Annotated in this window: 17 protein-coding genes; 4 read left to right on the top strand and 13 right to left on the bottom strand. The window is 57.2% G+C overall.

The genetic code is table 11. The features are described 5' to 3' along the window. Positions 1 to 13: 13 nt before the first annotated feature. Positions 14 to 337 carry a hypothetical protein gene (locus tag ACHZCJ_RS13195; protein WP_394700119.1) on the top strand — a complete coding sequence of 108 codons (324 nt, stop codon included), beginning with the start codon at positions 14 to 16 and terminating at the stop codon, positions 335 to 337. After that, complete coding sequence (locus ACHZCJ_RS13190) at positions 334 to 1,137, top strand: hypothetical protein (protein WP_321326991.1); 804 nt, start codon at positions 334 to 336, stop codon at positions 1,135 to 1,137. Before ACHZCJ_RS13195 ends, ACHZCJ_RS13190 begins: the two co-directional genes overlap by 4 nt. A 169-nt stretch (positions 1,138 to 1,306) precedes the next feature. Here the strand turns inward: ACHZCJ_RS13190 and ACHZCJ_RS13185 are convergent, their stop codons facing one another. The 7 genes from ACHZCJ_RS13185 to ACHZCJ_RS13155 form a co-directional block, all read right to left on the bottom strand. Next, positions 1,307 to 1,633 (bottom strand): hypothetical protein, encoded by a 327-nt coding sequence (locus ACHZCJ_RS13185; RefSeq protein WP_321326990.1) that lies wholly within the window; start codon positions 1,631 to 1,633, stop codon positions 1,307 to 1,309. Then, positions 1,630 to 1,980 (bottom strand): hypothetical protein, encoded by a 351-nt coding sequence (locus ACHZCJ_RS13180; RefSeq protein WP_321326989.1) that lies wholly within the window; start codon positions 1,978 to 1,980, stop codon positions 1,630 to 1,632. The genes ACHZCJ_RS13185 and ACHZCJ_RS13180 overlap by 4 nt, the downstream gene beginning before the upstream one ends. Continuing rightward, positions 1,977 to 2,360: a hypothetical protein gene (locus ACHZCJ_RS13175; protein ID WP_321326988.1), complete on the bottom strand. Its 384-nt coding sequence runs from the start codon at positions 2,358 to 2,360 to the stop codon at positions 1,977 to 1,979. The genes ACHZCJ_RS13180 and ACHZCJ_RS13175 overlap by 4 nt, the downstream gene beginning before the upstream one ends. Continuing rightward, positions 2,332 to 2,742 (bottom strand): hypothetical protein, encoded by a 411-nt coding sequence (locus ACHZCJ_RS13170; RefSeq protein ID WP_321326987.1) that lies wholly within the window; start codon positions 2,740 to 2,742, stop codon positions 2,332 to 2,334. Before ACHZCJ_RS13170 ends, ACHZCJ_RS13175 begins: the two co-directional genes overlap by 29 nt. Continuing rightward, entirely contained in the window at positions 2,729 to 3,232 is a 504-nt protein-coding gene (locus tag ACHZCJ_RS13165) for a hypothetical protein (RefSeq protein WP_321326986.1), read from the bottom strand. The genes ACHZCJ_RS13170 and ACHZCJ_RS13165 overlap by 14 nt, the downstream gene beginning before the upstream one ends. Before the next feature lie 71 nt (positions 3,233 to 3,303). Then, positions 3,304 to 4,152: an ImmA/IrrE family metallo-endopeptidase gene (locus ACHZCJ_RS13160; RefSeq protein WP_321326985.1), complete on the bottom strand. Its 849-nt coding sequence runs from the start codon at positions 4,150 to 4,152 to the stop codon at positions 3,304 to 3,306. Next, a complete protein-coding gene (locus ACHZCJ_RS13155; RefSeq protein ID WP_321326984.1) occupies positions 4,139 to 4,462 on the bottom strand; it encodes a helix-turn-helix transcriptional regulator in 324 nt (107 codons plus the stop codon). The genes ACHZCJ_RS13160 and ACHZCJ_RS13155 overlap by 14 nt, the downstream gene beginning before the upstream one ends. 132 nt (positions 4,463 to 4,594) lie before the next feature. Here ACHZCJ_RS13155 and ACHZCJ_RS13150 point away from each other — a divergent pair, with 132 nt between their 5' ends. After that, positions 4,595 to 4,810 carry a hypothetical protein gene (locus tag ACHZCJ_RS13150; protein ID WP_321326983.1) on the top strand — a complete coding sequence of 72 codons (216 nt, stop codon included), beginning with the start codon at positions 4,595 to 4,597 and terminating at the stop codon, positions 4,808 to 4,810. A gap of 54 nt (positions 4,811 to 4,864) precedes the next feature. Continuing rightward, complete coding sequence (locus tag ACHZCJ_RS13145; protein WP_321326982.1) at positions 4,865 to 5,896, top strand: hypothetical protein; 1,032 nt, start codon at positions 4,865 to 4,867, stop codon at positions 5,894 to 5,896. Positions 5,897 to 6,217: 321 nt separating this feature from the next. On the opposite strand, the gene ACHZCJ_RS13140 is transcribed toward ACHZCJ_RS13145, so the two are convergent. The 6 genes from ACHZCJ_RS13140 to ACHZCJ_RS13115 form a co-directional block, all read right to left on the bottom strand. Continuing rightward, positions 6,218 to 8,797 (bottom strand): hypothetical protein, encoded by a 2,580-nt coding sequence (locus tag ACHZCJ_RS13140; RefSeq protein ID WP_321326981.1) that lies wholly within the window; start codon positions 8,795 to 8,797, stop codon positions 6,218 to 6,220. 149 nt (positions 8,798 to 8,946) lie between these two features. Next, positions 8,947 to 9,162: an AlpA family phage regulatory protein gene (locus tag ACHZCJ_RS13135; protein ID WP_321326980.1), complete on the bottom strand. Its 216-nt coding sequence runs from the start codon at positions 9,160 to 9,162 to the stop codon at positions 8,947 to 8,949. Positions 9,163 to 9,231: 69 nt separating this feature from the next. Then, positions 9,232 to 9,780 carry a hypothetical protein gene (locus tag ACHZCJ_RS13130; RefSeq protein ID WP_321326979.1) on the bottom strand — a complete coding sequence of 183 codons (549 nt, stop codon included), beginning with the start codon at positions 9,778 to 9,780 and terminating at the stop codon, positions 9,232 to 9,234. After that, positions 9,771 to 11,114, bottom strand: a complete 1,344-nt coding sequence (locus tag ACHZCJ_RS13125; protein ID WP_321326978.1) for an integrase arm-type DNA-binding domain-containing protein — start codon at positions 11,112 to 11,114, stop codon at positions 9,771 to 9,773. The genes ACHZCJ_RS13130 and ACHZCJ_RS13125 overlap by 10 nt, the downstream gene beginning before the upstream one ends. A 662-nt stretch (positions 11,115 to 11,776) precedes the next feature. Further along, the gene (locus tag ACHZCJ_RS13120) at positions 11,777 to 12,754 is read right to left on the bottom strand and encodes an alpha/beta hydrolase (protein ID WP_321326977.1); all 978 of its coding nucleotides are present in this window, start codon (positions 12,752 to 12,754) and stop codon (positions 11,777 to 11,779) included. Between the two features lie 136 nt (positions 12,755 to 12,890). Then, positions 12,891 to 15,101 carry a TonB-dependent receptor gene (locus ACHZCJ_RS13115; protein WP_321326976.1) on the bottom strand — a complete coding sequence of 737 codons (2,211 nt, stop codon included), beginning with the start codon at positions 15,099 to 15,101 and terminating at the stop codon, positions 12,891 to 12,893. Positions 15,102 to 15,155: the final 54 nt, after the last annotated feature.

Raw genomic sequence — 15,155 nt, 5'->3', positions numbered from 1 at the left:
GTAGGGAGATCGATTGTTGGCAGTTCAATACCTCTTTAATTCATCTGGTGAGTGGATAGGCTTCAAGAAGGGCAAGTTCCTCTTTGATGATTCTGGCGAATGGGTTGGATGGTTTCCTTGGGGAGACAATCAAGCGGTTGATACCAACGGCAGCTATCTCGGAGAAATTGTTTCCCGGAATAGGTTTTTCAAAAGGCACTATGCCCCGTATCGGGGCTATCCCGGTTACCCGGGCTATCCGGGATATCCGGGCTATCCCGGCTATCCCGGATACGCAGGATACTCACCGCTCCCGTTGGGGATGTCTGACGTGAATCTCAAGAAGGTATCAAGATGACCGACGCTTTCGATGGTGATTTACTCGCAACTGGCGACCTGTTCGAGGCGGATATTGTGTGCTCGCCAATCGACACGGATGGTATCTGCGAGCAAGTCCACCGGGCCGTGATCATTCACAATCAAGCTGTTTCGGTGGTCCTAAATTTCGACCAGCTTTACGCGGCTTCCCGACAGGAATCTCAGGGAGATGCGGATGCTTTCCCGGTCGAACACGATCTCTTGCGAGCAGCTTTTCTTTTTGCCTGCTCGGGACTCGATGCAGTCGTAAAGCAGCTAATCAAAGATGCTTTACCGGATGTTGTGGATAGCGATCTGGGCGCGCACCGAGAATTTGAGAAATTCACCGAGCGTCGGCTCAAGAAGATCGCTTCAATAGATTCAGATAACCCGCGAGTACAGGTGCTAGACGCGCGCCTCTTTTCCAAAATTTTGACCAACCAGAATCCCCGGGGGACCTTAATCGAAATGTTGGTCCGGTCATTGACTGACGATAGTCTGCAGTCGCGAGATCAATTGCTTAAAGTGGCCGCGCATTTTGCGCTAACGATGCAAGACGTTATGGCGAATCCGGATGCTGTGAAAGATGCATTTAGCGCCCGAAATCAGATTGTCCACGAAATGGATGTGCTCCTCGCCGAGGGTAGCACCCGACGAAATCGCGATTATCAAACTATCAAACATTGGTCAGAAAGTATGCTTGCGATTGCAGCTGCGTTCATCACTGGCGTCGATGCCAAACTCCAACAGGAACGAACGGAGGTTGCGGCCGACGAGCATCCCCTCGAAGTAGAGGAATAGGGCTAAACAGCAAACGGGCTCACGCGCCAGTTGGCACAGGGATGGCAAAGCCGATTGTGTGGCCCTTCGCTCTCGAAGGGTTTGCGGCACCGGAGGCAGGGCCGGGTCACGGTCTCGACCGGCTCGTCAAATACGTCTGGGCGCTTGCGGTATGTCCGGGGCGACTCGTTCAATTCGCCAACAGCATAAAACCAAAGGCCTCCGACTGTCTCCGCGTCATAAACCGCTGCGCGTCCGCTGTCCCGGGGGCGTTGCGAAGCACGTCCACCCAGAGCTCCCTGCCCTGCTCCATGCGGCATATCTGCCCAAAGAACGCCCCGAGTTCGGCCATCGGAATTTCGAACAGGCGTGCGAACTTGCGGATCATAGGCACGGTAGGCCATCCGCTCTGCTCGATAGCGCGGGCGTGAATCAATGTGGCCAGGTGGGCGGCGCGGGTCCGGTCATCGAAGCGCGCCGCATAGCCATTGGCTATGGCTTCCCGAGAGAACGTCATGCAGGGAACAGGCGGTCAGACCGCACCTTCATAATCGCCATCTCGGCTGCGCGTTCACCGTAGGCCAGCTCGATCAGCACCGCGTCTGTGCCGCTATGGTCGAGGAGGGCCTTCTCCGGTGTTGTTCCGGTCTGGGCGGCGATCTCTCCAGCCCGCTCGATTATGGCGTCTCCATATTCCGCTGCCTTGAACAAGGGCTCCGCTTGCCCAATGGCGATCTCGGCAGCGTTCTTGCGGATTGGTATGCCAGCGCTCTTCATAATCACGGCGGTTGCGCCCTTCACGGCCGGGTTATCGACCGAGGAAATCTCATTCACCGTCATATCCCGGATAATCATCTTCTTCATGTCACTGGTTCCTTTGGTTGGGGCAGGGAGGACAGATCATTATCGACCTGTCGAGAAATCTGGTCGGAGATACGCGAACAGCGCGCGCGCGATTGCCGGGGCTGGTTTAGATATTTCAACAACTCCGGTGCGTTCAGCTCGAGGTCGCATAGGAGCATCCCCCGGAAGCGGATCATCAAGAGCGCCCCGCTAAAGGCCTCTGACCCATATTCTTGCCGGTATGTAGAGAGATACGCGCGATCAGCCGCGAAGAGCGCTTCCAAGGCAACGCCAGCCTCAGCCAGCGCGGCGCTCAGCCGTTCCGCCGCCGCCTTCTTTTCAGCAGCGGCTGCCCGTACCGGATCAATCGATTCAGGCGGCTTCCTGTTCAACAGTCCCATTATCGTCTCCTTGGTTGTCGGTGGATCCAGTGCCATCGAGGGAAGCGCGCAGCGAGGCGATTATGTCCCTCGCCTCCTTTGGGTCGAAGCCCGCGCCCTCGAGGTCAGCGCGTCGCAGTCGCCAGAATTGTTCATCGAACAGCGGCCGGTGGGCCTCCTCCCGGGCGCGCAACAGCGTCCAGTGGTCGTAGAGAGAGGCCGGTTCACGTTCGCCGCGAATCAGGCGGTCCTCGTCCCACAGCGTGGCGAGGTCGGGGGTGGAAGGGGCCTTCTCGCCCATCTCCATCAACAGCGATATCCGAAGCGCACGGCGCGCGTCCGGCCCCATAATGCGATAGCCCACCGCGAAGGCGAGCTGGTCGAGGGCGCTATCGTGGTTCATGGTCGATCACCTCAGCCGGTGCGGGCAACTGCGGCCGGAAGCTCTGGGCCATCTGCAACGCAACCTTCGCAACAGCATCGCCCAATACACCGACATCGAGGTCGTGCGTCACGCGGCCACGGACCGCCACGCTGGCTGTTTCCCGATATGCTGGCAGCAGGGCCTTAGCCCGGAGCTCAAGGAGTCGGTCCGAATATTTGCGGACGGTGCCGACAATCTTTTCCTTATGGCGACCGCCGAAGATGGGCTCCTCCCATCCTTCCTGCGCGCGCCGGAATATCTCGGCCTCAACCGATGCCTCCGCCGCCTGCATCGCTTCATCCCACTGCGCGGCAAATTCCTCGTCCCGGGTGCGCTCGTCCTTAAACGTCTGCACCGCACCGTACTGGCTCGAAGCGCGCGGGCTGGCAGCCCGGGCCGCCCGGACCAGAATGCCGTGGCGGGCAAGCTCTGCGAGGAACATCTTCTTGCGGCGGTCGGTCAACTTCATAACCGAAACGCTAGCTGGGTTGCGTTAGAAAACGAACGGCGAAGGATTGATAATCGATGTGCGTGCGGTGCCTATCCGCGCATGGAAAAGCGGTCGAAGGTATCCTCGACTATTTCGTCCTCCCAACCATCCGGCAGGACACCGTGATCTTCGAAAATGAGAAGAGAAATCGTCATCTCATAGTTATCCGCAAAAATTGCGACCTCTCGCACCGGGCGGCTCCACCAAACTCCCGGCGCGAGGTCTAGGCCATCAGCCGAGGCTCGACGATTGCCATCAGCAGCGAGCGAACCTTGAGGCAGTTCCATTCCACGCGCGAAAAAGATGCCCGCTTGTGCTGCCCCCGCGCTTCGCCTGCACCAGAGCACAAAGCCGTTGGTAGCTACCACCACGGCGGCACAAAGGCTGGTACTTTCCAACCACTTTAATGCTGCCGCCGTCAGCGACACATCATAACGGTCAGCACAATGCTTCAATAGGTCTAGGTTCATGCGCTCATTGCCAACTTGGTCTCGGTAGTCGTCAAGCGGCATTAAAAGATAAGACGCAAATTGATCTGCTTCCCGCTCTTGTTCGCGCGAACCGCCCAACACGTCTGATTCACCACATTCAAAACCTCCTGGTACCTGATGGCGGTGGCAGAGATAATGGCCCCACTCATGGCCGAGGGTGTAATTGATTCTCCCAGCCGAACGGATATCGGGGTTATAGAGAATAACCCATCCTCCCCGCTTTCTTAGTGGAGCAAGGGCACCCTCGAAACTGGGGACTGGTGCCTCAGTAATAGTTAGGACCGGATCGGCAAATCGTGTTGAATATTCGAGAGCGATTTGCCGGACATCCACGGGAAAGCGAGGCCCCCACATCCGGACGAGGGTGTTGGCCCACGCGCGCGGCGTGGTGGGATCAGTTCTCGCCATCCAGAATTTCCAGTATCTGCTTAAGCTTCCCCTTCACGCTCGGATGGGCCTGTTGATATTTTCGGTAGAAGGCCTTGTCCTGAACATCTTCATTGGGCTGCGTTTGGGAAGCATCCATAAGGAATGTTGCAGTCACGCCAAGCGCAGCGGCAATTTTTTCGAGCTTTACGGCAGATGGTCGAGCAACGTCCTTATTCTCAATTTCCCACATATAGCTCTTTGAGCTCCCGGCCATCTGCGCCAGCTGATCGAGGGTGAGTCCGCGTTCGCGGCGAATTTCATTTATCTTGGTGCCGAGTAGGGATGGCATCTGTCCTCCAGAGTTGTTGGTAAAGTTCGTTAATAACCTGACTTGTTGTGCTTGACAAGCGAACTCGTAATAGCCATATATTACATATGGCAGTACCGAACACGCTGCCGAACAGCAACAGGAGTTAAAATTATGAGTAAAGGAAAAAGCGGTGGGCATTATCGCAGCGCCATTAGCGGTAAGTACGTCACGTCCGCCCACGGTAAGCGCAGCCCTAGCACCACGGTGCGCGAATCAAGCGGCAAAAGCGGCAGCACGGGAGGTGCTTATCGCAGCGCCATATCCGGCCGATTCGTAACGTCGGCTCACGGAAAACGCAGCCCGAACACTACCACCCATGAAAAGTGATCGCGCACCGTCCGCCAACGCGGGCGGCGCGTCTCATTAAAGGAGACGACAAGAATGGCTTACCACAAACTTCCGTGGAAGAGGAATTTCCAAAAAGTTCCGGCGCATATCGAAGCTGGGCTCGCAGAAATAGACGGTGAGCTGGTCGTCATCGCCGCCACCAAGAGGATAGCTCGGGCCGACATTGAGCGCGGCATATACGCCCACGTAGGCCTCCGCGCTGCGGACGGCGCGATAACAACCGCTGGCCCCGTGTTGCCCCCGGCTGACTATGGGAAGTGGTCGGAGCGGAATGCTTTCGGCTGGGATCGCAAGCGCACGGACTGGCCCAAGGTGACGAAGACTTATGTGTTTGAGACACCTAACTTCGGTGATGCCGCAACGTACGGTACGCACATGCATGTTTGGGAACGCGAGGTCTATCAGCACCAAGTTTTCGAACCACAGGGGATGATGGTTGAGTCCGAAGTGCTCCAAGACAACGGCGGTGACGACGTGGCTATCAAATTCACGCTGACTCCGTTTCTTGAGAGGGGCCAGCCGGAATTCGAACTCATGCTACTGTGGTCGCTAAACGTGCTGCAAGAGAACACCGGCACCATTGGCGTGTTCAAAGCGGATGCAACTCGCGACGATTATGTCAGCACGATCATGCTCGATTGGCAAATCTTCCCACCGGGCACGGTTGACGAGGTAATCGAGCGACTCACCCAGAGGCCGGCAAACCCGAGTAATGCTCCAGATTTTGATGAGCATGTTCGCGACCGAGTGCAGCTTTTCGCGCAGCTCAACCCCACAGCGTATATTCGCGGACAAGGCGGGTTTGGGTCCTATTTTGGCGCTCAATTTGCGGACGATCTAGTTGTGTTCGAAAACCTTAAGTACGGAAATGCCGTTTATGTTCTCTACCAAGATTGGGACACTATTACACAGCGTTCCCGCTACGAACTCCTCCGCGATCAAGATGCCGACTTCGATCGGATTATTCATTCCGATGACTGGAAGGAAAGGCTTGCAAAATTGCTGAATCGAAAGCTTAGGGAGCGTGGGCTAGGTCGGCAGGGACGCGGTCTATTCAGCCGATAACTGTTGCCCGGTTTCCCCTCGGACGCCCCGGGAAACGGCACCGGAAGATAAAACCCAAGAAACGCTAAAAGACCGCCGGGTAGAGCTGGGACTTAAGGAGGAAGAGCTCCGATATTTCGCCTCAGGATCTCGCGCCCGCGCGCGCGTGGAGCAATGCACCAAACGGCGGGCGGCGGCATCTGCCACAACAGCCCAAGGGGGTTAAGGGGGGACAGAGGGGGTTTATTCCGGCCGGTCAAAAAAATCACACACTGGGGATAAAGAATACTATCTCTTTTTGGGCGAGGGAGAAACACCCCCCTAGACCCCCTTTGTCCCCCCTCAAATCAGCGCCCCCTGTATGGGTTCATCGGACTGCACCATCACCGCATATTGGTTGCCGTGCTTGTCGTCGATCTTGGCGCTGATCCACATTCCTTCGTGCCTGCGGTTGGCCTTACTTTTTAGGTATTTGCCAAGCCCACGGGTGTTGACGGTTCTGCCGGGACAGGCAGCGCTAAGCGCCAGTGCCAAATCCCCCGGAGGGCTTCCCGGCTTGTCGTCGGCTTCGGCTAACGCGATTATCTCACCGCAAGAAACGAAAGCACCCGCGCCGAACTTATCGACCATGGCCATCATCAGCGAGACCAAAGTGGCCCGCGCGCTGTCACAGGCTGTCACCCGCTCCTGCGTGTCGAGCGGATCGGGCTCGCCCAGCCATACAATTGCGCCGCGAATCAGGTGCGACCATTCCGCGAAACGCGATGCCTTCAAGCCGCTTTTCGGCCGTCCGGCGACAACATATGCGCGGAGGATGGTCAGCGCTGCGACAACAAGCTGAGCCCTGTTCTCCGGCACCCACTTGCGAAGGTCCCGTTCAAAAAGGCGCTCGCCCGGGCGTTCCATCTGAGCATCAAGGCTCACCATAAGCGCGCGCACGGCCATATCCTCCCGAAAAACGAGATTGTTGCCGTTTGCGATGAACAACGCCTTCGTCGAAACGTCGATCATCTTATTTTGGCCAAGCCAACGCTGACTCCATTTTTCTTCGGTAATGATCGTAGCCAGCGCGTCACCGCTGACTTCACGGTTGATATTGTCGATGACGTTCACGGGGTCACCGCGCATGAGGATAGAAAGCAATCGCTTCGCATCCTCCTCTTCACTGTCACCCTGCGAAATCATCGCGGCCCGGCGGCCCGTAACCATCATTGCTGGAATGTCAGCGAGGAGCGATTTTCCTGTTTCCATAGACGGTGCGGACAAGCCAAATATTGGTGCAGCCCCGATGGCATGGCGAGCAACGGCTGTCAGCATCATGGACAGCGCGGCGGATCGGGAGGCGCTCGACACATCGCCGCAAGGCTTTGCATCCTCATCATCCAACACGAATGGAAACTGGTTAATTGGGTCAATCAAAAGCTCGAGCGCTTTCAAGGCATCGTTGCGGGTTGGCTGGTCGGGGATAGGTGGAAAAACAACCCCCTGCTTATCGATTATCAGGCGGCTAGCTGGATCATATCCATCTTCGGAGGCGATGCTGCCATCCTCCCGCATTGCAGGGATGGTGCTAATTCCTGCGAGTTCGGGTAATTGCCAAGCGCCGATGCGGGCCGCGTAATGCTTTGCCAGCCGGAGCGGTGGCCCGATCTCCTTCTCTTTTAGCTTCCCCTTCGTGTCGATAGTCTGCCGAACGAACATCGCCGCGTCGGTGAAATATTCGAGCAGACGATATTCGTTGAGGTCGTGAATCACTAGTGACCCGGCGGCCCGGCGAACCTCATCCCCGTCCATGCCGGTAGCGCCGATGGACACCGGCTGTACCAACCGTCCGCTTTGCTGATATATCGGCGTGTTCGAAGCGATCAAAGCCGCCTCTGCCTCGTCCAGCACGCGGCCGAGCTCGCCATCAATGAAGATGATTCGAGGACGGATTGTCCCAACCTCAAAACGCGCTCGCTCGATCTGCCTGCCAGCATAATCCAAGGACCGCCTTTGAGCCAATGTATGGGCCGAGATGCCAAAGTCTGGATCCAGCAGGACAGCGGCGATCTGTTCATCGGAGCAGCCCGCCCGGACCATCTCACACACAACGGCAAAGGTCACTTCAGACCGGCTCGAATAGCGCAGCTGGTCGTCCGGGTCATCGCCCTGCACGATCAGCATTCGCGTCCTCGGGGTCACGGCGTCCGGCAAATCGTCGAGGCTGATAGGGAGTGGTACGCCCTCGAGATGTACCTCGGCCTGTCCGGCTGTCGGTTCGGCATTCCTAGCAGGCGCTGGGGTGAATTCCCCCAGCGAATAGACCCGGTCAGCGTGGAACTGGAGCAATTCGGCAAGCCGGGGTTCTCGGCCCTTCGCGCGCTTGCCCTCGTCCGGTAGGTTAATCGTCCCGGGCAATCGCATAATCCGGTCAACATTATGGCAGCTATCGGCTTCGAGGTCCGTTTCGATCTGTCGAGAGTAGCATTCAGCCTCCTCAGCCGCTGAGATATTCCCGCCGATATAGAGCGGCTCGTCCAGCAACCAGAACGCCTGCACCCCGCCACCGCTGTCGATTACGATGGAAGGCGGGGGCGTGTATGCCTCGAGCTTTGCTATTGCAGCGGCGCGAGCGTCCGCCGCATCCTCGTCCTTTTTCGGGTCAATGTCTGCGGTAAGGACGGCAAGCGCCTCGACATCCTCCTTCCTCGCCTTCGAGGTCAAATGGGTGCGAGCAGGGTTCACCATCCAATAGAGGTTCATCCGGCCGGACCGATCCTCAAGCCAATCCAGCGCCTTGTCAGCACTATTAGGGCCGAATGTGTCCGTGTCGGTTGGGCCGTTCGGGATTATGCCGGTCAACGTCCACGGACCCTCGGGGCGGACCCGGCGCAGGAACGCAATTGAATCTTCGAGCTTTGCTTCGGGCAGGCCACTCATGTGCGCAACCCTCCGGCCTTTTCCCCGGTTTGCGGGGCGTCTATATAAGTCACAGGGATAATCTCCTGGTCCTTGCCGATTGGACCCGCCGCTCGCTTCCTGACCTTGGAGCGGGCGGCTTTCCCTTAAAGTGGCAAGGGAATTTCCGATTAGGCGGCTTGTTGCTCGGTCTGACGCTTCTTCATCTGCTGCCTGATCCAGCGATCAATCTCGCTCTTCACCCAAACAACTCGGTTCGGGCCGAGGCGGACCTGCTTCGGGAAGTCGTGATTATCGTCACCAATATATTTGTAGATGGTCGGCTTGCTCAGCCGGGTGCGCTCCGCAACTTCGGGGAGCGTCAACAGTATTTGTCGCTGGGTCATCTCTAACTCCTCTATCGACGTTTAATCTCGTCTGAGGGGGGTTTTCGACGATGCGGATACCAGAAGAAATTACCGTAATGTCGTGCGATTACGAATGTGTCGCTGAGCTACCTTAAACGCCACGTCGAGCGCCCGCTCGCCTAGCGCTGGCGTGATGCGGACGAACTCCGCTGCCAAAAAAGCGACGGCTGCGCTGGGCTGGGGTTGCGCTTTGCCCACCTTCGCCACTCCCCTGCCGCGATTGGCCGTAACGCGCTTTCCGGTCCCTTCCCACCACGCTAATAAAGGGACCCCGGCGGCATGATAGGCGTCGTATCCCCGGCGACCATGGGGGGCCGGTATCTCCAGCTCCTGCACTGCTTCTTCCGCTTGCAGAAACAGGAACTCGGCCTTCTGTAATTCAAAGGGTAGCTCGGCAAAACCGCCCTGAAACTTAATGTGCCAGTCCCACAATTCTCGGAGCCGGGGCTCGAGGCCTTCGATGCCTGCCTGCGACTTGATATTGCGGATGCGTTCCCGCGCATCTGCCGAGTTTCGGCTGGCCTCAAAGGGAGCCTCAGATGCCCAATAGGCTTTGGTTGCCCGGGAACGTGTCGCAGCGTCTGGCTCTAGGTCCATTGTTCGCCCCATAGATCAAGGGCTGCTCTCTTTTCGCCCAGATAGTCGTGCACATCGTATACGCTCTCGATACCCGGCAGGACGTGTCCGAGGACCTGCTCGGAATGCAGATGCGGAACGCCCAACCGCGACATCTCGGTCTTAACAGAACGGCGAATGTCTCGCACCTGCCATTCATCGAGGGGAGGCAGTCCTTCCTTTTCGCCCAACTCGGCAATCTTCGCATGCAGCTGATCGCGACCTTTGGAAAAACCGTTAATCGGCCTGTCGCCGTTGTTGGTGGGAAAGAGGTAATATGTCTTGTCGAGCTTTTTAGGGAGCGCCTGATAGCTTGGTAGCGCCTCGATAATTGCAATGGCCGGGGCCGAGAGCGGATAGGTGTGCTCGATATTCGTTTTATAGTGGAGCGGCGGCACAGTGACCGTCCACTTGTCTCTATTGAGCCAGTCAGTATTAAGCTTGGCTATCTCGGAGCGCCGCTGACCGGTCAGGATCAGGAGCTGGATAACTCTGCCGTACCGATAGCCGATCTCCTCGGCCGCGTCCCAAACCCGCCGCAGCTCCTCAAGCGATAGCGCCCGCTTGCGTGATGTGTAAGCGAGGGACTTTTTCTTTTTCTTCGAAGGCATCACCGCCGCAGGATTAAATATCACCAAATCTTCTTCGCCAGCCCAATTAAATAGCGTCCGCAGACGCTTTCGGACCTCCCTCGCAGCAGACAAGCCGCTGAGCGCATACCGTTCTTCGGTCCTCGGCTTCTTCGCCTTTTCTGCCCGTTCCCGGGCGCGCTTAATACCCTGTGCACGAACCTTCACCAGCAGAGCATTTACGTCAGATCGCTTTATTTCCTCAACCTGTCGGCCGCGCCAGTGCGGCACGACATAATTGTCGAGATACGCCTTCGTGGACTTCCATTCCTTCTGCTCCTCCTTGGCGTACTCCTCGACAAACCGCTCCGCGATTATCTCGAAGGTACGCTCGTTCCGAGCGACGGCATCGACTTGGCGCTGGTGGGCGGGATCGATGCCCTTCTCTGCTTGGTCAAGCGCATCGCGCGCTCCATCACGGGCCTTGGCGATGGTCACGCGCGGATAGTCGCCCAGCGACATACGGCGCATTTTGCCTTTCTTACCTCCCTCGCCAGCACCGGACACGCGATAGACCACCGACCAATGTTTCGCGCCCTTCTGGCTTACCCGGAGCCGGAGCTGGGGGACGACAGTGTCGGCCCACTCGAGCCGTTTCCCCGGCTCCGCTTTCAGCTTGGCTATAGCCTTGTCCGTAATTGTGTCCCGCTTCGCTTCGTGTTCGACAGCGTCCGCTACTGATGCCATTTCCGATCTCCATTCTCGTTTCGGGGAAACGGCGGGGAACTCTATTAGGCGCGCTGCGCTAATCCCCGCCGATACCCGGCGAGACCGATTTCTAGTGTAAACCTTCAGAAAGTCTAGCTTTTCTTAACCGGCTCAAACTCGGGGAAACCCCGCTATACTGGGTAGCTTAGACCTCTGAAGGCAGAGGCCAGAGGTTCGAATCCTCTCGGGTGCACCATATTTCAATGGGTTATGCGAGACGACTTGGAAGCGTTTTCCCATTGATCATCAGACAGCAAACGTAGGATTTACACTAAGCGCTGAAGGCTTGCCGGCAGATCGAGGCGATTCATGCTCGTGCGTACGCCGCCTATGCTTGATTCAAAAGTGATCGGCGTCCGTTCCAGTTCGATGTTTCCGTAGTGCATCTGCCAATGCAGCCGAGCCACACATCTCTTTGCAAACCCGATACTCCGAAACCATGCCTGCCTCCCGGGTCGTCGGCCAAGGCACTCGTCGCGACCAGGGGTGCCTTCGCTGTGGCGGCGGGCCGGGAGGGAATGGCGTTACAGAGGGTCGGCAGGCCGCACCAGATATCCGGTTCGACGCTGTTGCGGATGCCACTCGTCGCGGCCTTTCTCCTGTCATCGCCACACGACCGCTGGTTTCGCCGACAAATGGCCCTATTCCGTTGCCCAGGTTTCAAACCGCCCGTCCATGGCCTCGGCAAAGGCGGTGAGAAAAAACGCTACCATCGCCTTGCTGACCGAAGCCTTCGGAGCAAGCACTTCGGAGCCATGGAAGGCGCCGGGATAATATTGGAATTTTACCGGCACGCCGGCGGCGCGCAACCGGTCGACATAGGCAAATGTTTCATCCTTGAACGGATCGAGTTCAGAAACATAGGTGACGGTCGGGGGCAGGCCCGAAAAATCAGTCGCCCGTGCGGGAGCCGCATCATAGGGAATGGCGCATCGTCGATCGTGCAGATCCCGCAGATAAATGTCCCAGGCCAGGCGGTTGCTTTTCTCGTTCCATGCCGGCGCATTATTGTCGACGACCGACGGATTGTTCATCCGGTCGTCAATCATCGGATAAATCGGCATCTGGAACGCGATATCGACCGTTTTTCGATCTCTTGCGCGCAAGGTGACGGCTGCCGTCAGACCACCTCCGGCACTGTGCCCGACGACAGCAATCCGATTATCGGCGGCGCGCAGCTGCTTCCGATGGCTGTCGATCCACAATAGAGCGTCAAAACAGTCGTCGATGGCGGCAGGATAGGGAGCCACTATCGATTTCCGATAGTCCGGCGCCACCACAATACACGGCCGGGTTTCGATCATTCTGGCGATCACCGAACCGGTCGCTTCAGGATTTCCCATCGCAAAGCCGCCACCGTGCAGGTAGAGGATGACCGGAAGTTCGGATTGGGAGGCGGCTGTATCCGGTCGGTAAACGCATAGCCGGATGCGCCCCCTTCCATCTGACCGGTCGATCCATCGTTGCTCCAGCGAGAGACCCGCCGACACTTTTCCCTCCAGCCGGGACATCAGCCAGTGCATCAATCTGAAATGCCATAGCGCGGGGCGAAAGAGAATCTTCGCCATGATGGCCGTCCGTCTCAATTGCGGATCAATATCGCCCAGTTCATGATGCATGAATTTTCAGTCCCACAATTGCACAGGTGTGCATCCCTCCGGAACGATGCCTGCGATGTCCGAGTTTTGCAAATTGCGTGGTGGCCGGACAACCACCACGCTCAGGTTTGCCGACCGTCAGTATCGGCACGGGAGGTCAGAAACGGGCGGAAAACGAAACGCCGCCATGACGCGGTTCACTGTGAATGGCGATGAACGAACCGCTCGTTGCCAGGAAGCTGGCATTGTTGAGGATAATCTTGTCGGTGACGTTGTTTACATAGGCGCGCAACTGGAACCGGTCGGAACTGTCGGTCAATGTAACCGACAGATTTGCCGTGGCATAAGCGCTTTGCGTCGTTTCCGGATAAGCGAAAAAGGTAAGCTTGAAGCTGTCCGAATAGAACAGGTCGCCCCTAAAGGTGATATTTCCGAGAAGTTCCGATTGCACCGGAATATTCCACTCGGCTCCGGCGTTGAATGTCACTTTGGGCGCCCTGATAAGCTCGGCCCCGGAAAGGTCGACATTGGGTGATCCCGGCACGGTCTGATCGGCCGAGGTCAGATCGGTATATTCACTGTCCAGAAACGATGCACCGAAGTTCAGCTTGATATTTTCGGCAGGCACGACGAACAGTTCGGCTTCCAGCCCGAATATTTCGGCATCGCCGCTTTCGATCTGCGTTGTCGTCGGCGGAATGGTGATGGTCGCCTGCAAGTCCTTATAGTCATAGAAAAAGGCCGATGCGTTGAAGGTGACCATTCCATCCAGCCACCGCGACTTTATGCCACCTTCAAACGAATTGAGTTCCTCGGGAGCGAACAGGTCCGGCGCCGCCAGTTGATGTCCACCCGACTTGACGCCCTTCTGCCACTGGACGTAGAAATTCACGTCATTATCGATCTCATACTGGAGGCCCAGCTTAGGCAGGAAATCGCTGGTGTCGATCTTGCCAGCCGGTGAAGGCGCTCCAAAAAAGGTGAAGTTCTTTTCCTCCCAGTTCAGACGCGCCCCGGCGAGCAGCTTGAGCGATTCGGTAATGGAAACCTCGAGATCGGTGAACAAGGCATAGGACGTCGTTTCCTCTCGCAGGTCGCCAGCCAAGACGGGGACCCGTACATTGGGAGGCCCGATGCCCAGAGCTGCGGCATTGAAATCGACAGGCAGAGTCAGCCCGAAATCTTCCTCGTAATAAAAACCGCCCACAAGCCAGCTCAACCACTGGTTCTCGCCATAGAACATAAGTTCCTGGCTGAAGGATTCCGATGGTCGAGTGGAATCGACCAGATCGGCGAAAAAGAAATCGGTTCCGTCCGCATCGAAATACGTGCTCACATCATGATCGACATAACCCGTTGTGCTGCGAATCGACACCTCGTCTGAAATATCCCAGTTCAGCTTCATCGAAGCGATGGTGGTCCGGTTCGAAGCGCTGTTCCGGCCATCGTTGAACACGGTATTGGGAACGGTGGAAAAATTGGGGACCGGCAGACCGGCGCTGGTCGGGGGCGCATTCAGCAACTGAACCAAGCCCAGAACATTCACTGGAGCGGTCGATATGGATTGCCAGCCGACATCACCATCGCTTTTTTCAAACTGCACGGCCATATCCACCGTCAGGTTGCTCGATGGTTCGATACGGACGGCAAGGCGTCCGAAGTGGATATCGGTCTCGCCCAGGTCTTGCCCGGTGTTGAGGACTTCCACATAGCCATCCTGTTTTTCGAAACCGCCGCTGACCCTGACCGCCACATTTTCGCCGAGCGGTCCCGAGAGATAAGCGCTTCCGCCGTAGCCGTTGCGGCTTTCACCAAAAACACGAAACCCGCCTTCGAAACTTCTGCTCGGCGCACGCGGCACGAAATTGATCGCGCCGCCGGTTGCGTTTCGGCCATAAAGCGTTCCTTGCGGCCCCCGCAATACCTCCACCCGCTCAAGATCGATCTGGCGCAAGACCCCCATCGTGGAACGCGGCAGGAAGATACCGTCGACATAGGTGGCGACCGATGGCTCGGCCACGCCGGAATCAACAGTCGTCCCGATACCCCGCAAGGTGATGAAGGAATTGACGCCAAATTTCCCGAAGGTCAGATTTGGAATTTGCGCGGACAGGTTTTCAATGTCGCCAATGCCCCGCATTTCGAGGTCATCACCACCGATTTGTGAAATTGATGCTGCAATATCCTGAATATCGGCGGCGCGTTTCGTAGCCGTCACCACGATGATATCGGAAGCCTCGTCGGCATTGTCGGCCGGACCGGCCTGCGCCAGCACTGTGCCCGGCAAGATAAACGCGCTGCTAACCATCAGCACAGATTTCAAAAAGCGACCACGAGCGTGAAAATTCGAGCCATTGGCACGCGACATAACATCCTCCCTTGTTTTCGCAGTCGGGTCTATGCCCGATCCTGCCTTTCCTGT

It is taken from the genome of uncultured Parasphingorhabdus sp. (genome assembly GCF_963677535.2).
Lineage (GTDB): Bacteria > Pseudomonadota > Alphaproteobacteria > Sphingomonadales > Sphingomonadaceae > Parasphingorhabdus.
This window is presented reverse-complemented; position numbering and strand designations above follow the sequence as displayed.